The sequence below is a fragment of the Pseudarthrobacter kochi genome (genome assembly GCF_055412805.1).
The window spans coordinates 1-16,473 of record NZ_JBVAYV010000030.1 but is presented as its reverse complement, the minus strand read 5'-3'; the positions used below and the strand labels follow the sequence as shown (position 1 = coordinate 16,473).

Sequence of the window (16,473 nt, the reverse complement as noted above, 5' to 3'; positions counted from 1 at the left end):
CACAGACATAAAAGACCCCTCATGCACCCGCCAGAGCCCATTTACCCTTGCTACCTTCCGGTCCTGGGGGAGTTCAACAGGATGACGCCACATGAGGGGCCGTCAGCAAGTTTACCCGACGTTTGAGTGTGCCCCGAATCGTGCGTTTTGGGTCCGGGAAATCCGGTGGGACATGCCCATTTTCCGCGGTCGGGAGTGGGCACAGCGGGCTTATGTCCATTGGCTGCGGTGAGGGTGGGGCATGTCCCGCGGGGCGGGGGCTGAGGGGCCAATTGGGCGATGTCGGGAAGTTCAGGTATTCTAGTATCTGCTTTTGATTCAGAAGCTACTGGAGAATTCGCCTAGCGGCCTATGGCGCACGCCTGGAACGCGTGTTGGGTTAACGCCCTCGGGGGTTCAAATCCCCCATTCTCCGCGTTTGGCCCCGGTCCCTTGGACCGGGGCCTTTTTTTGCGTCCTGCCACCGGGCCCAATGGCCCCGGAAACCTGTTCCCGGCTGGCCCCTCAGGCCCGGTGGCCCAGCCTGCGGAGCCTGTCCCGGGCCGCCTGTTCGCTGGGCCCCATCCGGCCCAGGGCAAGATGGACGACGCCGAGTGTCACCTTCGTCGCCAGCCGCACCGGCAGCGGGATGGGACCCAGCCGTGCGGTCCGGAGGCCCAGCAGATCACGGTATTTGGGTTCGAGGCTGGCCACGGCGGCCGCGAACAGCACCCGGTAGCCTGGCCGGAGCACTGGATGAAGCGGTGGATTGCGGATGAACGCCACCGTCTCGGCGACCCTGTCGTCGGAGCGGAGTTCGCCGGCGTCGTACCAGTGGTCCAACTGCCGCCGCATGGCCTCCTCGCTGAGCGGCGGGGACTCCACCCCCATCAGCTCGCCGGCCTGCGCCCACTCACGTACGTACGCATTCGGACCGCCCGGTATCGGCCTGCCCCAGATCTTGTGCGCCGAGAGGAAAGCGTCGGTGAAGGCGATATGCACCCAGCGGAGCAGCTGCGGATCATTCGCCGCGTAGCTCCGGGTGACGCCGTGCCCGTCCACGTACTCCCCGCGCACCGATCCATGGAGCCGCAGCACCCAGTCGGAGGCTGCGCGGGCCGCGGCGGTTGAACCGTAGGAAACCGTAAAAATCCAGCGGATCGTTCCGGCAAGCCGTGCGAGCGGATCATCTCGGTAATTTGAATGATCCTGCACGCCTGCCAGCGCGGCTGGGTGGAGAGCCTGCATCAGCAGCGCTCGAATACCCGCAACGATGGTTGGCATGCCACCGTGAACAGCCCAAACTGCTGAGTTGGCGGGGAAAAAGCCTGCGTCGTCTCCTTCGGCGAGATCGAGTTGCCACTGCGGCGTCCCCGTCGCCCCGTTGCTGAAAGTTCCAACTAAGAGTGTCTTCATGGGTGCAAAAAGTTTGATCACCGCGCTTGTTCTCCTTTGGACAAAATAGACGTCTGAGCTAATCCTGAGCTACGCATCAACCGATTGACGCTGACCTTCGAGGTAGCGGTACACGGTCTGACGAGAAACACCCATAGTTTTGGCGATACTCGTGACGGTCGTTTTGGCGTCGGAGAGGGCTTTGCACTGCTCAGCCTGTCCTGCGGTGAGGGATGGCTTCCTGCCGCCCACACGACCCCTTGCGCGCGCTGCTGCGAGACCATTGTGAGTTCTTTCCAACATGGTCGAGTGCTCCAGTTCGGAGAATGCGCTCAGCACCGTCAGGAAAGCTCGGTTGACCGTTCCGCCCGTAGCGATGCCGTCCGACAGCGACCGGAACTCGACACCGTTCGCTTGCAGGTCATCGACGAGTGTCAGGAAGTGCTTCGTGTTCCTAGCGATCCTGTCCAACTTCCAGACGACGAGGGTGTCACCTTCGTTGAGTGAGTACTTCATCATGTTGTCCAACTCCGGGCGGCTCGCCTTCGTTCCGGAGACACCGTGGTCGGTGAATATCCTGCTGCACCCCGCTGCCTTCAGCGCATCGATCTGGAGGTCAACGTTTTGCTCGTGTGTGGATACTTTCGCGTACCTGTCGTTTTCAGAAGTCGCCTGCACCAAACAGCAGCGACTATTGCGTCGAAGCCCCCGTCGCGCCTGCTGCCGGGACCCACCGGTAGAGCGTCGGGACGGAGACGCCGAGGCTCGTGGCCACTTCCCGGGGCGGTGTTCCCTGGTTGAGTAGTTTGCGGGCTGAGCGGATCTTGGCTTCCGTCATGATGCGTTGGCGGCCACCTACTCGTCCCTGTTCGCGCGCGGCTCGGAGTCCGGCTTGGGTGCGTTCGACCATGAGCTCCCGTTCCATCTGGGCCAGGGATGCCATTACGTTGAAGAAAAAGCGCCCGGAGACCGTGGTGGTATCGATCGCGTCGGTGAGGCTGACGAAGCCTACGCCGCGGTTGTTTAGGCCGCCGGCGAAGTCCAGGAGGTCTTTCACGCTCCGACCCAGACGGTCCAGCTTCCACACCACCAGGGTGTCACCGTCGCGCAGGGTGTCCAGCGCCTGGTCGAGTCCGGGGCGGTGAGACTTGGTGCCGCTGATCGTGTCTTCGTAGATTTTGTCGCATCCGGCCTTCTTCAGGGCGTCGATCTGCAAGCCCAGGTTATGGTCCCGGGTGGAGACCCGGGCGCAGCCGATTCGGTGTGCGGTCATGGGTGTTCTCTTCTCAAAACTCAGTCCGGCGCATTGGTTCGCCTGTACCGTTTTGAGAACTATTTGTGAGAACGACCGGCCCTGAGCTCGGCTTTTCGTCCCAACGGCGGTTTTCCGCAGAAAGATGCCCGTTTGCAACAGCTCGCTGCGAACACCACGATTCTCAAATCAACCTGTTCTTGAAATCCTTCGTTTGCGAGAGCCGTCGGGCGGGTCGGCTGGTCCGGTGGGCGTTCCTCAGTTGGACCGGCTTGTAGCCATGGCTTTTTCGACGTCCGCGCGACAGCAGTCCGCGCCACAGCAGTCCGCGCCAAGCAGCCCTGAGTCAATCCTGCCAAATACCCGCTACAAACCATCAGGCGCGTTCAGAAGCCGGCGCCCAAGCGCAGACTCACGGGGCGCTGGCTCCCTGCGGTGATCGACGCCGGTCATATATAACGAATTTGTAACTTATGCGAACCGTTCGCTACGCTTGAAGAAACATACCCTCAACGGGTATGGATACGACCGCTTCGCCAAACCCCGCCGGCGGTCAGTGACCTTTGATCTCTTCAAGGCGGGGGCGGAGGACCCACTTACGGTGTGCCATGATGCGCCTGGGGTGAAGCCGACCCTGCGACCGCGCGTTGAACGCGACCCGCAGAGCGGCCGGACAGTCCACTCGTCCGAATCCGACAGCTAACTTCGCCGGCGTCGAGAGGACCACTATCTTGTCTGCCCAGCCCAGCCACGGCCGTCGCCGTGCCGTTCCCGACTCCAAACCCCGCCGCGTTCCATTTTTACAGGAGCCGACATTCCGGCTCCGCAGCCAACAACTGGGTGTCGCGGCCGCCGTGACGGGGATGATTGCCCTCACTGCACTTTCGGCCGCCCACGCGGATCCGGGTGCCCATTCCACGTCCCAGGACCGGGCCGCCGCAACCGCAGCTTCCCCCGTGGGAGCCGCCGTCTCGGCAGCGCCCGGCGCGGTCCTGATCTTCGACAAGCCGGCAGTGACCTCCCAGCCCGCTCCTGCACCGGCTGCGCGGGAACGGCCCGCGGGAACGGTCCCGGCGTCTGTAGTCCCTGCGGGGTCAAGTGTGGACGCTGCCACAGCGGCCGGGCCGAAGGGCTTGCGGGCACCGCTGGCATCGATGAAGGTCAGTTCCCCCTTCGGGTTGAGGGTCAGCCCCATCACCGGGGCAGCCAGGGAAATGCACACAGGTATCGATCTGACCGGAGCGTGCGCGACGCCGGTTTTCGCTGCCGGCGCCGGTACGGTGACCGAGGCGGGCTGGAGTCCGTATGGCGGCGGAAACCGGATTGTCGTCGACCACGGGAATAGTATGAAAACCACCTATAACCACTTGGCTAGCATCGGTGTTTCCGTCGGGCAAGTCCTGGCGCAGGGGCAGCAGATCGCTGGGGTCGGTACGACAGGTGCCTCTACGGGCTGCCATCTCCATTTCGAGGTCATGGTCGACGGACAGACCGTCGATCCGGCATCCTTCATTGCCCAAGCCCCAAGGCGATAGATCGAGGACTGATCGTGCCAACAAATGGTCCTCGATGAAAACCCGCTCATGTCTCGAGAGGGACCGCCGGGAGCCCTTGCTAGGGAAATAGGAAGGGGCCGGGGAGGACCAGCGTGGCTCGGTATATGTCCGCCCACTCCCGCGGCATCACGGTACCGGGATTCGTTCAAGAGCCGTGTGCCGATCTTGCGGAGGACGATGGCTTCTTGCGACAGGCATGACTTCCTGCGGTTCGGCATCGTCGGCCCAGCGGGACCGGGGCTGTGATGGGTCTGCGGTCCGATGTTTCGTTCAGGCGGATACCGTTCGGGCCGTCCTGGTGGGCTCCGTTCAGACTGACATTTTTACCTGTTTATGGCGGTTTGAATGGGGACCGGTTCTGCAGTCTGAGTTGGGCCCACTTCGCGGCTCGCCGGTGGTGAATCGCAGTTTTCCGTTGAGCCCATCCCACGGTTGATTCCATCAGAAGTTGTTCCCAACGGTGGAAGGCAGTGATGGCATCAGGGTGGGCCGATGCGACTTCTCACCGGACTTCGATGGCACCCATCATGCCGAGGTCCTCGTGGTCCAGGATGTGGCAGTGGTAGGCCGAGCGGCCGCGGAAGTCCTTGAATGCCACCCTGACCTTCACGCGCCCGTTTGCGGGTACGTTCACCACATCCTGCCAGATGGGGGTGTTCGTCTCTTGGCCGTTTTCCTCGATGATTTGCATCGGCCAGACGTGCAGGTGGAAGGGGTGGTCCATGGGGCTGGTGTTGGTCAGCGTCCATTCCTCCACATTCCCGGCCGCTACCGTGGTGTCTGTTCTGGCCTCTTTGAACTCCCTGCCGTTGATGGTGAAACGCATCATGCCCCCGCCTTCGCCCATGCCGATGCCCATGCCGGCGGCCAGGACGATCTGACGGCGGGCCGCGACGGCGGCTGACCGAAGGTCGCCCAGCCCCTGTTGAGCAGGCACGGCCGTCAGGGCTGCGACCGGTTCGCCGGCTACCCGGAGGGTGGCCAGTGCGGCGCCGTCCGGCTGATCTGCAGGGTTGCGCGCTCCGGACCCCGTCCCCATCATTCCCGGCATGCTTCCCCGGCTCTGGTAGAGCGCGCGCAGCACGGAGTCCCCGGCCGTGGTGGTCACGAGGAGGTCCGCCCGGTTTCCCGGCGTCAGGAGAAGTTCATCCACGCTCTTGGGTGTCGGGAAGCGGCCGGAGTCCATACCGAGGAGCTGGAGCTGCTGTCCGTCGAGCCGTAGGCGGAGGTAGCGGGACACGCAGGTGTTGATGATGCGCCACCGTTCGCGTTGTCCGGGGCGGGCGCTGAATTGCGGGTTGCTTTGACCGTTGACGAGGATCAGTTCACCTTCCCGGCCCATCATTCGTTCCATCGCCGGGACTTCCGGGATGTTCCCCAGGCCGTCCAGGGTGGTGTCCGAAATGACCAGTACCCGTTCCGCACTTGACTCGATGGGTTCAGGGTCCTCGACGATGATTGCTCCGAAGAGCCCGGCGAAGATCTGATCGGCGACCATGCCGTGGTGGTGGGGGTGGTACCAGTACACGCCGGGGGGATGGTCCTCGGGAAGTTTGTATTCGTAGTCGAAGGTGCCGCCGGGGTCGACCGAGACGAAGACGTTGTCTCCGTTGCCCTCCGGGGATACGTGGAGGCCGTGCACGTGCAGGTTGGTGGCCTGGGTCAGCTTGTTGACGAGCCCGATCTTCAGGACGTCCCCGGCGCGTACGCGCAGTGTCGGGCCGGGGATGCCGTCGTTGTAGCCAAGGGCTGCGGCCTGACGGCCTGCCAGCAGAATCTGTCCGGGTGCGGCTTCGAGCCGCACCTGCAGCTGGCCGTTGGTGCTTCGTTCCTCCGGAGGCTGGGTCAGGTCGCTTCCCGTAACGGGAGTCTGCTGCGACGACAGGGTCCAGATCAGCCCGGCACCGCCGGCCGCTGTCCCCGCAATGCCGAGCCCGCCCAGCAGCACCGCCTGGCGGCGGCTGATGGGCTTCACTATGGTCCCTCACCGAGCACTTTGAGTTGCTCGCGGTATTGGTCTGCGGTGAGTTCTCCTCTCGCAAAGCGCTCGTCGAGGATCTGGCGGGCCCTGCTCCCTCCGGCGGGCGGCGGCCCGCCTGGCCCCGGGGGGCCTGGAGGTCCGTATTCATTACGGACGCCGCCGCCAAAGACTCTGACCGCCAGAAACACCAGCAGCGCGATCCCAATGAGCAGCAGAGGAATCCAGGGCCACATCCATCCCATTCCTTGTCCGTAACCCCACATCATGATTTGTGCCTTTCGTTTCTAAAGTTACTTCCGACTCTTCGCGCGGCCTCGGCTGACAGCTAGAGTCCGAGGTCCCGGTCCACTCGGGCCGGTTTTCTACGCACCGCAACAGTCGGCAGCAGGCCTCGGTGCAGGGCCTGCAGTGTTCGTGCGGTCAGGAGGCGTCGGCGGGCCCGAACGTGACTCCTCCGTCGGTGGAGATGACGACCCCGCTGGCCGTGGCGGCCCAGATGGTGGGGTTTGTCTCCACGCCCTTAACTGCTGCCACAGCCTGGACCGTGTCGTCGATTTTGCCCTTTCGGGTCCAGGTCGCGCCGGTATCTGCCGAGGTGTGGACGGTCCCGTCGGGTTCGATTCCGACCGCCTCGGCGGGGCTGGCGAAAGCGGCGAACTGGACCACTGGTCCGGAGTCCACGGTGTTCCAGGTTTTACCGCCGTCCGTTGAGCGGTGGATCCCTTGTGGGGTGGTTGCCAGGACAGTGTCGCTGGTGGGGTTCCCGGCAAGGATGGCCGGGACGAAATCCGCGGCCGCCGCGGTCCAGTTTTTCCCGTCCGGGCTGGTGCGCAGTGCGCCGTCGAAGCCGACGATTCCGGATTTGGTCGCGGTGAGCGCGTGGAAGTCGGATTCACCCTGACGGGAGAGCGTTTCCCAGGTTTTGCCGGCGTCGGTGGATCTGATCAGCCCGAGCGGGTCGGCCAGGTCGGAGCCCTCTCCGGGGTGTCCGGAAGCGTAGAGGACGCCGTGGTCGGTGCCGCCGGTGAAACCCATCAGGTCGTTGGTGGGGCCGATTTTGGCGGCGGGCTGTTTCGTGATGTCGAACAGGCCATCGTGAGTGGCCAGGAGCACCTGGCCGGTTGTGCTGATGCTCAGCCCGTGAACGTGGGCGTCCGGCAGGGGGCTGCTTCCGTTGCTGATTGCGGGGGAGGTGCCGGCCGCGCCGGAGGGCGGGCTGCAGGCGGACAGGGCAAGGACGAGGCCGGCGCCGGCTGCCAGAACAGCTGTGGCGCGGACCCGGGGGCGGGAGGGATTGGACATGGGGGCTCCAAGGATTCAGGTGGGGAAAGGCAGGGTTGGGCGCCGGCCCGCGACGGGCCGGCGCCTAGGGGAACCGGTCAGAGGGTGGCCAGCAGGTCCTGCATTTCCTTGATTTCAGCTTCCTGGGCGGTAACGATGTCTTTGCTGAGTTGAATCGCTTCGACGTTCTTACCCTGGGATATTTCGGTCTGGGCCATCATGACGGCGCCTTGGTGGTGGGCGATCATCCCGGTCAGGAAGAGCTTGGCCGCTTCGGTGCCCTGGGCGGCCTCGAGCTTGCTCAGATCGTCATCGCCCATCATCCCGTCGCCCATGCCATGGCCGGAAGCCATCTGGGCCGGTTCGTTCCAAGCCTTGAGCCAGCCCGTCATCTGCTCGATTTCGGGGGCCTGCGCGGCCTTGATCTTGGTGGCGAGGGCGGTGATCCGGGCATCCATGCCCTGTTTCTTGAGCATCATTTCGCTCATTTCGACGGCCTGTTCGTGGTGCGGAATCATTCCCTGGGCGAACATGGTGTCGGCCTCGTTGTGTTCGGTAGCGGCGGCCGGTGCACTGCTGGACATCATCCCCGGGCCCTGGCCCATTCCTGGCGTCGAGCTGGCGGAGGACGCAGGGCTGCTGGAGGTGGCAGACGGTGCGGAGGGGCCGGTTGAGCAGCCCGCGAGGGCGAGTGCCGCAGCGATGGCGGTCGCGGTAAGGGGCAGAATCTTCGTGTTCATCATGGCTGTTTAAGTCCTTCAAGACATCAGGGGGCACGTGGGCGCCAGGGGGGGTGTGTGCATCGGTGATGCGCCCGGCTCAGAGGAGAGTCAGGCAGGGACGGGCGCCGGTCAGGTCACGGCGCGGGGCCCTGTTTTTACGTTCGGCTGATGCAGAGCTCGCCTGGCGAGGGGCTGCCGGGGAGATAGGACCACAGCGCGCTCATCGCGCTCTGCGTCCCTGCGTTGGTGTTCCAGGCGATGATTCCGGTGCCGGGCAGCGGTGCGGTCAGGGAGGCCGTCTTCGCCGACGGGGTGCAGGCGGCGGTCATGGACTGCATGCTGGTGCAGGTGTTCGAGTCCGCGCACTGCACGGTCCGGGCACCCGCTTCGTCCTGTGCTGCGGGCGTTTCCGGGGCGGAGGATGGTCCGGGAGGATGAACTCCGGTGTGACCGGCGGGGGATGCGTCGTGATGGGCGCCGGCGGTTGCTGCCGCCGTGGCCGGGGAGTGCATGGCATGCGTGGCGGTCATGACGTGCATACCGAAAATCCCGGCCATGAGGGCCAGGACCGCGGTAAGCAGGCCCGCACGGCGGAGGAACGCGATCGCGGCGGCGTGTGCCGGTGCGGTCATGACGGTCATCCCTTCCTGTGGCGGGCTATCTGTTTCAAGGCTACCGGCCCTGCGGCAGGGCACTTACCGGTACAACGATCCTGTCAGGGACTTTGTTTCTGTCGCTGGCCGGTGCACGTGGTCGGGACGTCAGATCTTGCGGGTAAATCCCTGCGGGGACCACACTAAGGGCAACAGTTGCGGGACTTGGCGGAGGGCGGTGCTCATGGGTGGCGACGGTGTATTCAGTATCGTGGCCGGGGTCGACGGTTCTGCCCCGTCGCGCCTCGCCCTGGAATGGGCAGTCACGGAGGCCCGGCTGCGCAACGGCCAGGTCAGGGCCGTGACCGCCTGGGAGTTCCCGCCCGTCACCGTCGGCATGGAAGGCATGGTCTGGGACCCGGACGTCTTCCCTCAGACCGCACGGCAGCTCCAGAACGAGGCCCTGAAGCGCGTGGACAGCGAAGGCGTGACGGTGACCGGGGACGTTGTCCAGGGAAACGCGGCCGCCGTGCTACTGCGGGCCGCCGGGAACGCTGACCTTCTGGTTGTGGGTTCCCGTGGTCTCGGAGGATTCACCGGATTGCTGCTCGGCTCCGTATCCACCCAGGTCCTCCATCACGCCCCCTGCCCGGTGCTCGTGGTCCGGAACCGGTCCCGGAACGCCGACGAAGAATGAGTGATCAGTTGACCCGCAAGGGGAACCCATCCGGCGAAAGCAGCGGCCGTGACCGGTGACCACTCCTCCGACCGGCATCCGCCGGCCGTCCCCGACGGCGGGACGGCTCCGGGGCGGACCGTCCGGGGCAGGCTCCACGCGCTGTGGCACACGGTGGTCGGAGCTGTGGGCCTGATCATGGGCCTCCTTCCACACGTCCTGCACCACATCGGACTGCTCGCCGGAACCGCTCTGGTGGCCGGATCCGGCGGTACCGCACTGTTCGGGGCACTCGGGCTTCTGGCATCCATTCCCATGCTGGTCCGCCTCTACCGGCGGTTCGGCAGCTGGATCGCACCGGCGCTGGGACTGCTGGTCTTCGCCGCCATGTTCTCCCTGTCAGCGTTTGTCATCGGCCCGGCAATCAGCGGCACCGGAGGCGAGGTGACCCCGGGGCCGGTCCCCACCCCGGGCCACACAAGCGAGCACACCGGAGGCCACTGAACACCAAGGAAATCCCTGAACATTTGGAACACGGTCTTCGCCGGAGCCACGGGGCCGTGGAAACGCTACTTCGCGCCGGTCAGGGCGTAGCCGGAGGAGCGCACGGCCTCAGTCAGAGCCTCCTGGTCTGCGGTGCCGGTGACACTGAGGCGTGACGTGCCGCCCGGGACCAGGTCTACGGCCGCTGTCTGGACCCCGGGTACCCGGGATACGGCCTTTTCGACGGTCTGGACGCAGTGCCCGCAGGTCAGCCCTTCCAAGGCGTACTGCGTGCCGGACGCCTGAGCCGCTGACGTCCCGGCGGGCGTAGCCTGCGTTTCGGCCGCGGGGGCGCAGCAGCTGCAGCCGTGTTCCGCAGTGGAGGAGAGGGGGAGCTGGGTTCGTGTTTCGGTTGTTCCGCACATGTCAGTTTTCCTTCGAAGCGAGGGATAAGGGGGCTGTTGTGGTTGAACGGCTGTAGCGGCCTGGGGCCCGGACAAACCACGTCACTGACAACACTGAAAGGATACCCCCTGGGGGTATAAGTCGCAAGAGTCAATAGTGTCTTTCTGCTAGCCCTGTCCTCGAGCGGGGAGTGTTCCTGGCGTGGTTCAAAGGAGCCGCGGGCTCCCGCTTCACCCCTGGGGCCCGGCTCGTTCCCGTCATCTGGTTTAGAGTCCCGCAGTTCCTCCGGGGAAATCGGCCACCTGACACGGCCGGCGAGGCCAGGGCGGGGGGACCAAAGACTCTGATGCGGCAGGCCGGGCGGGTTGATAGTGAACCGCAAGGGCACGCGTGCCCCTGCACGCCGTCAGGAGGCAGTAATGGGCGTCTGGGGCTACATCCTGGCAGGGCGCCAGGGACGCCGAACGTCATCCGCCGCCATGCCAGGGAAGGGGCATTGACGCATACCCCTAGGGGGTATATGTTCGGCTTAACCGGAAAACGACGTCCCGGGCGAAGGCCCATACGCAATGAAGGTCCGGCTACGGGTGGACAGAGCCCGTAGCCCTCCCCGGATTCCCTCATTGCCAAAGGACGCACCTTGCCTTCCGACCCCAGCCCCACACCCGATCACCAACCGGCACCGGCCGCCAGCCGCAGCCTGCCTGCTGATCCGGCCGTCCCGCCGGGCAGCACCGGCGTGGAAGGAGGAGCGGTGACCACGCTTCTGAAACGCACCGTCGTGGAGGTCCACGGCCTGCAATGGGCCACCTCCAAAGCGGTCGTGGAACACGTACTGCTTCAGCGGCCCGGAGTCGCCGCCGTCGACGCGAACGCGGTCGCCCAGACCGCGACCGTGAGCTTTGACCCGTCCGTGACCTCCGTGGAGCAGATCTCCGGATGGATCCGGGACTGCGGATACCACTGCCGGGGCGAAGCGGTCCCCGACCACGTCTGCTACCCGATGGAAGAAACCGGGGGCACGTCCGCGGCGGGGCATGACACCGCCGGAAAGGCCGGCGCAGGGCAGCCGTCCGGGCACGTCCACCCGGGTGCAGCGCCTCCAATGGAGCATGTGCATCCGAAGGATCCGGATCACCAGGCCATGCACCCCGGGCATGCGCCGGAAACGGCGGAACCCCACCCCGGGCATGCCCACCCTCCGGAGGACAGCCATGCCGGCCACGGCCCGGGCCCGCACGGTGCGCTGCCCCGGACACCGCAGGACACGATGGGCCACGGCGGACACCACGCCGGAATGTCGATGGATGACATGGTCAAGGACATGCGCAACCGGTTCCTGGTCGCAGCGATCCTGTCAGTAGGCGTGACGCTCTGGTCCCCGATGGGCCGGGACATGTTCGGCTTCACGGCGCCGACCCCGTTCGGGCTTCGTGACGACGTCATGGCCCTGGTCCTGTCCCTTCCGGTCATTTTCTACTCGGCCTGGATCTTCTTTGACGGGGCCTACCGGGCGCTGAAGGCCCGCACGCTGGACATGATGGTCCTGGTCGCGATCGCCGTGGGCACCGGATGGCTTTACAGCGTCTGGGTCACGTTCACCGGCGGCGGTGAAGTGTTCTACGAAGCCGCCACCGTCCTGACCTCCTTCGTGCTGCTGGGCCACTGGTTCGAGATGCGCGCACGCGGCGGGGCAAACGAGGCTATCCGCACCCTGCTCGAGCTGGCCCCACCGGTCGCCGTAGTCATCCGCGACGGCGACACGGTCGAGATCCCCACCTCAGAAGTCCAAACCGGGGACCTGCTGCTGGTCCGGCCGGGATCGAAAATACCGGTTGACGGGGAGGTTGAGGATGGCCAGTCGGAGGTCGATGAGTCCATGGTCACGGGCGAGAGCCTTCCGGTGACCAAGACCATCGGTTCGGACGTCATCGGCGCCTCGATCAACACCACCGGCACCATGCGGGTCCGGGCCACCAAAGTCGGCGCCGACACGGCCCTGGCCCAAATTGTGGCCCTCGTTCAGGAAGCCCAGAACTCCAAGGCACCAGGCCAGCGGCTGGCCGACCGGGCCGCGTTCTGGCTGGTCCTGGTCGCCCTGATCGGCGGGACCCTGACGTTCGCGGCCTGGCTCGCCCTCGGCGCCGGAGTCCAGACGGCCCTGCTGTTCGCGATCACCGTTGTCGTGATCACCTGCCCCGACGCACTGGGGCTTGCCACGCCGACGGCGATCATGGTGGGCACCGGCCTCGGCGCCAAGCGCGGGGTCCTGTTCAAAAACGCGACCGCCCTGGAAGTCTCTGCCCGGATCGACACCGTCGTGATGGACAAAACCGGCACCCTGACCAAGGGCGAACCGGAAGTCACCGACGTCGTCGTTGAGGGAATCAACGAAAGCGAACTCCTGGCCCTGGTCGCCGCGGTGGAACAGGAATCCGAACACCCGCTCGCTGCGGCCGTGGTCCGGCACGCCCGCGAACACGGCGCACCCGTCCTGGCTGCCTCGGATTTCCTCAACGTTCCCGGGCACGGGGCCGGCGCTACCGTGGACGGGCACCGGGTGCTGGTCGGCAACCGCAGACTTATGGCCAAAGAGGGCATCGATCTGGGCCCGCTGGCCGCCGTGCGCGATGAACTTGCCGACACCGGACGGACCGCCGTCCTCGTCGCCGTCGACGGCAGGGCCGCCGCGGTGATCGCCTTGGCCGACGCCGCGAGGGAAACCGCGGCCGCCGCAGTCGCGGCCCTGCACGAAGCCGGGATCGAGGTCGTCATGCTCACCGGGGACAACGAAGCGACCGCCCGGCGGATCGCGGGCCAGCTGGGCATCGACACCGTCATCGCCGAGGTGCTCCCAGGAGACAAATCGGCCAAGGTAGCCCAGCTTCAACAGGCGGGGAAGAAAGTCGCCATGGTCGGCGACGGCGTCAACGACGCCCCGGCCTTGGCCCAGGCCGACCTCGGCATCGCAATCGGCGCGGGCACCGATGTGGCGATCGAGACGGCCGACGTCGTGCTGATGCGCTCGGATCCGCTGGATGTCCCGATCGCCCTGCGGATCGGCAAAGGCACCCTGCGCAAGATGCGCCAGAACCTGGGCTGGGCCGTGGGGTACAACGCGATAGCCTTGCCCATCGCAGCAGGGGTCTTCGCCTTCGCCGGCTTTGTCCTCAGCCCCGAGATCGCGGCCCTGTCGATGTCAGGGTCCAGCTTCCTGGTCGCCGTCAACGCCCTGCTGCTGAAGAGACTCAGGCTGCCCCGGCCGGAAACACCCGAAGCCACCACCGTCCATGCTGACCGGCCCCTGGCCCCGGCCGGTAACCGCTAGACAACCCGGCCATGGACCTCCGCCTCATCTCCCGGGTGCTGTTCCTGCGGGCCGCATGGCGGAGACGGGACCACTGGGACGCAGCCCAGATCATGGCCCATCAGGATCAAGCCTTGCGGGAGCTGCGCCGCGCAACCTACGCCGGCTCCGAGTTCTACCGGCGCCGTCACGCCGGCCTGCACGATGCCCCTCTGGACCAGCTGCCGTCCGTGACGAAAGCGGACCTGATGGCCCACTTCGACGAGGCCGTCACGACACCGGACCTGAGTCTGGCGGATCTGGAGAACCATCTGCGGTCCCTGACGCACAGCGGTGGAGACCCCGGGCGGCCGTGGAACGGCCGGTGGTGGGCGGCCGCGACGGCCGGCACCACCGGTCGGCGCGGGACCTTCATCTGGAACCGCACCGAATGGGGCACGATCCTGGCCTCCTACGCCCGAGCCAACGACTGGGCAGGGAGCTCCGCCGGCCTGACCCGTCCCCTGAAAATGGCGCTCGTCAGCTCCCGCGTCCCCACGCACCAGTCCGCCGTCGTCGGTGCATCGCTGCGCTCCGGGCTCGTCCCCACCCTCCGCCTGGACGTCACCGCCCCCATGGATGAGACAGTCACCGCGCTGAACAGGTTCCAGCCCAGGATCCTCGTCGGCTACGCCTCAGCACTGAAACCCCTCGCGGCAGAGCAGCGCGCCGGAAGACTGCACATCTCACCGCAAGGCGTGATGTCCGCCTCCGAAGTGCTCAGCCCGCACACTGCCTTAGAACTGGAGGCCGCCTGGGGGAGTGCGCCCTTCGATGTTTACGCCGCCACCGAAACGGCAGGAATCGCCTCCCCCTGCACCTACCGGAACCGCCATGTCTACGAGGACCTGCTGATCATCGAACCCGTGGACCAGAACGGAAACCCCGTGCCTGCGGGAACAACCGGAGCCAAGCTCCTCGTCACAGTCCTGTTCTCCCGCACGCTGCCGCTGATCCGCTACGAAATGTCCGACACCGTGAGACTGGGCGGACGGGGCTGCCCCTGCGGACGCTCCTTCACCGTTCTGGAGGACATCGAAGGGCGCATCGAAGACGTCCTGCAGCTGCCAGGGGCGGCAGGCAGGGTAAATGTCCACCCGATCGTGTTCCACCACGTCCTCGACCAAGCCGCCACTGCGGGGTGGCAGATCATCCAGGAGGCCTCGGGGCTCCGGGTCCTCATGGCGGGCCTCGCACCCGGAGCCTCCACCGAAGGTGTTCGGACTGCCGTAGCGTGCGCACTCAAAGAAGCCGGTGTAGTAGACACCCCGGTGGACGTTCACGTTGTTGAACGCGTCGAACGGACCGCCTTGGGGAAAGCACCCTTCGTGTGGGGCTTAATGGGCCGGCGATGACAAGTTGATCCTCCTGAAGCAAACCCCGAGCCGGCTATTCGGCGAGGCGACGGGGCGGGTCCCGGCCAGAGGTCCCTGGAGACGGTGACCATCCAAACGTACGGTGAAGTCGTTGTGCCGGATGTCCAGATCCATCGCCTTCCGAAAAGGCTCTACGACCGTCCGTTGCGGAATTGCCTAGGTTCGAGTGCAGACGACTTCTGACATTCCGTGCAGACGACTTCTGAAAATGACAGGAACTCGCGGTTCGACACGCCCCTCCAAAGTCTCAGAATGCCGTCCAACAACAGATAGTCTCACAACGGCAAATTGCTCGGGATTAAGAGAATACAGGGACGTCCATGGCTGTAATCGGGTATGCGAGGGTTTCCACCGCGGAACAGAACCTTGATCTGCAGCTCACTGCACTCAAGGCCGCCGGTGCAGCCCGGACCTTTGCCGACAAAGGCGTCAGTGGATCCGCAGCCGAACGCCCTCAGCTGTCCAAAGCCCTGGACAGGCTGGAGACCGGCGACGTACTCACCGTATGGAAGCTCGACCGTTTGGGACGAAACACCCGGCACGTCTTGGACCTTATCGAGAACATCCGAGAACGGGGAGCAGGGTTCCGTTCCCTGACCGAGGGCCTGGACACGACCGGGCCCATGGGCACCGCGATGCTGACGATCGTGGCCGCCTTCGCGCAGCTGGAGCGCGACACGATGATCGAACGCACCAAAGCCGGCCTCGCTGCGGCCGCGGCCAACAACCGCCACGGCGGAAGGCCCCGCAAAGTAGACGACGCTGCCGCTGCCCGGGCCAAGGAACTCAAAGGCAAGGGAATCAGTGCCTCCGACATCGGCAAGATGCTCGGAGTCTCCCGCGCTACTGTCTACCGATATCTTCTCTAGGCAGTGCTCCTAGCGTTGAGAGACGACCTTTCACGGGGCGTCATCCCGGGTAACGCCGTTGCACCAGGAGTCCACCGCCGGACGCAGTGCGGGGGCGCCCGGGACGGACGCGCCCTCCGCGCAGGCCCGCCCTACCGGGCCCGAAGCACGCCGGTCTGCCATGTGTTCGACACCATGACCGGAATCCCGGAATCCATGGACAGCGAAAGGATGCTTCACCATCACCAGCACGACCGGCCCTTCCACGCTCCTCCGTGAGGATGGGGCCCCGCCGCCGCGCGCCTTGCAGGCCGCCTGTAGCGCAGGAATTCCGGGCTGGTGGGCGGAGACGCGGCATGCCGCCCTGGTGCGCCGAGGCGAAGCGCACATGGCCAGGCTGGAGGTCCTGCGTCACGGCTGGGGAAAGCGGAAGGCCGCCGGCACGTCGCCGGCGGCCTTCCTGATGGGTCCTTAGCCTCGATCCACCGGTCGGGTTGAGGTTGTATCGGCGGTTTAAACGGAGAATGCCTGTCGGATCGGGAAAAATGGGGTTTGTCTAGAACTCCGTTTGGCCAATCCG

General features: G+C 65.5%; 15 protein-coding genes, 1 tRNA gene, 1 other RNA gene and 1 riboswitch. Of the genes, 7 read left to right on the top strand and 10 right to left on the bottom strand.

Annotation, left to right across the window (positions count from 1 at the left end):
- Positions 1-7 precede the first annotated feature (7 nt).
- Positions 8-104: signal recognition particle sRNA small type (gene ffs, locus ACZY0Y_RS14280), an RNA gene on the bottom strand.
- Positions 105-330: 226 nt separating this feature from the next.
- On the opposite strand from ffs, the gene ACZY0Y_RS14275 reads away from it, so the two are divergent.
- Positions 331-415 (top strand) — tRNA-Ser (locus ACZY0Y_RS14275).
- Between the two features lie 89 nt (positions 416-504).
- Here ACZY0Y_RS14275 and ACZY0Y_RS14270 read toward each other — a convergent pair.
- The 3 genes from ACZY0Y_RS14270 to ACZY0Y_RS14260 form a co-directional block, all read right to left on the bottom strand.
- Positions 505-1,395 carry an oxygenase MpaB family protein gene (locus ACZY0Y_RS14270; protein WP_463958659.1) on the bottom strand — a complete coding sequence of 297 codons (891 nt, stop codon included), beginning with the start codon at positions 1,393-1,395 and terminating at the stop codon, positions 505-507.
- Positions 1,396-1,464: 69 nt separating this feature from the next.
- Positions 1,465-2,052, bottom strand: coding sequence for a recombinase family protein (locus ACZY0Y_RS14265; protein ID WP_463958698.1), 588 nt, complete (start codon positions 2,050-2,052; stop codon positions 1,465-1,467).
- A 13-nt stretch (positions 2,053-2,065) separates the two neighbouring features.
- Entirely contained in the window at positions 2,066-2,647 is a 582-nt protein-coding gene (locus ACZY0Y_RS14260; protein ID WP_463958658.1) for a recombinase family protein, read from the bottom strand.
- 530 nt (positions 2,648-3,177) lie between these two features.
- Positions 3,178-3,352, top strand: a riboswitch (cyclic di-AMP (ydaO/yuaA leader).
- A 137-nt stretch (positions 3,353-3,489) separates the two neighbouring features.
- Here ACZY0Y_RS14260 and ACZY0Y_RS14255 point away from each other — a divergent pair.
- The gene (locus ACZY0Y_RS14255; protein ID WP_463958696.1) at positions 3,490-4,161 is read left to right on the top strand and encodes a M23 family metallopeptidase; all 672 of its coding nucleotides are present in this window, start codon (positions 3,490-3,492) and stop codon (positions 4,159-4,161) included.
- A 523-nt stretch (positions 4,162-4,684) separates the two neighbouring features.
- On the opposite strand, the gene ACZY0Y_RS14250 is transcribed toward ACZY0Y_RS14255, so the two are convergent.
- From ACZY0Y_RS14250 to ACZY0Y_RS14230, 5 genes are all read right to left on the bottom strand, one after another.
- The gene (locus ACZY0Y_RS14250; protein WP_463958656.1) at positions 4,685-6,157 is read right to left on the bottom strand and encodes a multicopper oxidase family protein; all 1,473 of its coding nucleotides are present in this window, start codon (positions 6,155-6,157) and stop codon (positions 4,685-4,687) included.
- Complete coding sequence (locus ACZY0Y_RS14245) at positions 6,157-6,429, bottom strand: SHOCT domain-containing protein (protein WP_463958655.1); 273 nt, start codon at positions 6,427-6,429, stop codon at positions 6,157-6,159. The genes ACZY0Y_RS14250 and ACZY0Y_RS14245 overlap by 1 nt, the downstream gene beginning before the upstream one ends.
- Before the next feature lie 154 nt (positions 6,430-6,583).
- Positions 6,584-7,465 (bottom strand): F510_1955 family glycosylhydrolase, encoded by an 882-nt coding sequence (locus tag ACZY0Y_RS14240; RefSeq protein WP_463958653.1) that lies wholly within the window; start codon positions 7,463-7,465, stop codon positions 6,584-6,586.
- Positions 7,466-7,542: 77 nt separating this feature from the next.
- A complete protein-coding gene (locus ACZY0Y_RS14235; protein WP_463958651.1) occupies positions 7,543-8,187 on the bottom strand; it encodes a DUF305 domain-containing protein in 645 nt (214 codons plus the stop codon).
- A gap of 134 nt (positions 8,188-8,321) precedes the next feature.
- Entirely contained in the window at positions 8,322-8,798 is a 477-nt protein-coding gene (locus ACZY0Y_RS14230) for a hypothetical protein (protein WP_463958649.1), read from the bottom strand.
- Between the two features lie 205 nt (positions 8,799-9,003).
- Here ACZY0Y_RS14230 and ACZY0Y_RS14225 point away from each other — a divergent pair, with 205 nt between their 5' ends.
- Together ACZY0Y_RS14225 and ACZY0Y_RS14220 are read left to right on the top strand one after the other, a co-directional pair.
- Positions 9,004-9,456, top strand: coding sequence for a universal stress protein (locus tag ACZY0Y_RS14225; protein ID WP_463958646.1), 453 nt, complete (start codon positions 9,004-9,006; stop codon positions 9,454-9,456).
- A 48-nt stretch (positions 9,457-9,504) separates the two neighbouring features.
- Positions 9,505-9,939 (top strand): hypothetical protein, encoded by a 435-nt coding sequence (locus ACZY0Y_RS14220; RefSeq protein WP_463958644.1) that lies wholly within the window; start codon positions 9,505-9,507, stop codon positions 9,937-9,939.
- A 65-nt stretch (positions 9,940-10,004) separates the two neighbouring features.
- On the opposite strand, the gene ACZY0Y_RS14215 is transcribed toward ACZY0Y_RS14220, so the two are convergent.
- Positions 10,005-10,343, bottom strand: a complete 339-nt coding sequence (locus ACZY0Y_RS14215) for a heavy-metal-associated domain-containing protein (protein ID WP_463958642.1) — start codon at positions 10,341-10,343, stop codon at positions 10,005-10,007.
- A gap of 734 nt (positions 10,344-11,077) precedes the next feature.
- Between ACZY0Y_RS14215 and ACZY0Y_RS14210 the strand changes: the two genes are divergently transcribed.
- The 3 genes from ACZY0Y_RS14210 (at position 11,078) to ACZY0Y_RS14200 (ending at position 15,914) form a co-directional block, all read left to right on the top strand.
- Complete coding sequence (locus tag ACZY0Y_RS14210) at positions 11,078-13,651, top strand: cation-translocating P-type ATPase (RefSeq protein ID WP_463958640.1); 2,574 nt, start codon at positions 11,078-11,080, stop codon at positions 13,649-13,651.
- Between the two features lie 11 nt (positions 13,652-13,662).
- Complete coding sequence (locus ACZY0Y_RS14205) at positions 13,663-15,024, top strand: phenylacetate--CoA ligase family protein (RefSeq protein WP_463958638.1); 1,362 nt, start codon at positions 13,663-13,665, stop codon at positions 15,022-15,024.
- Positions 15,025-15,365: 341 nt separating this feature from the next.
- A complete protein-coding gene (locus tag ACZY0Y_RS14200; RefSeq protein WP_463958637.1) occupies positions 15,366-15,914 on the top strand; it encodes a recombinase family protein in 549 nt (182 codons plus the stop codon).
- Positions 15,915-16,473 lie beyond the last annotated feature (559 nt).

Coding starts and splice junctions, on each gene's coding strand:
- ACZY0Y_RS14260 (WP_463958658.1), bottom strand. CDS start 2,647: ATGACCGCACACCGAATCGGCTGCGCCCGGGTCTCCACCCGGGACCAT.
- ACZY0Y_RS14205 (WP_463958638.1), top strand. CDS start 13,663: ATGGACCTCCGCCTCATCTCCCGGGTGCTGTTCCTGCGGGCCGCATGG.
- ACZY0Y_RS14200 (WP_463958637.1), top strand. CDS start 15,366: ATGGCTGTAATCGGGTATGCGAGGGTTTCCACCGCGGAACAGAACCTT.
- ACZY0Y_RS14235 (WP_463958651.1), bottom strand. CDS start 8,187: ATGATGAACACGAAGATTCTGCCCCTTACCGCGACCGCCATCGCTGCG.
- ACZY0Y_RS14270 (WP_463958659.1), bottom strand. CDS start 1,395: ATGAAGACACTCTTAGTTGGAACTTTCAGCAACGGGGCGACGGGGACG.
- ACZY0Y_RS14230 (WP_463958649.1), bottom strand. CDS start 8,798: ATGACCGCACCGGCACACGCCGCCGCGATCGCGTTCCTCCGCCGTGCG.
- ACZY0Y_RS14255 (WP_463958696.1), top strand. CDS start 3,490: ATGATTGCCCTCACTGCACTTTCGGCCGCCCACGCGGATCCGGGTGCC.
- ACZY0Y_RS14240 (WP_463958653.1), bottom strand. CDS start 7,465: ATGTCCAATCCCTCCCGCCCCCGGGTCCGCGCCACAGCTGTTCTGGCA.
- ACZY0Y_RS14215 (WP_463958642.1), bottom strand. CDS start 10,343: ATGTGCGGAACAACCGAAACACGAACCCAGCTCCCCCTCTCCTCCACT.
- ACZY0Y_RS14245 (WP_463958655.1), bottom strand. CDS start 6,429: ATGATGTGGGGTTACGGACAAGGAATGGGATGGATGTGGCCCTGGATT.
- ACZY0Y_RS14225 (WP_463958646.1), top strand. CDS start 9,004: ATGGGTGGCGACGGTGTATTCAGTATCGTGGCCGGGGTCGACGGTTCT.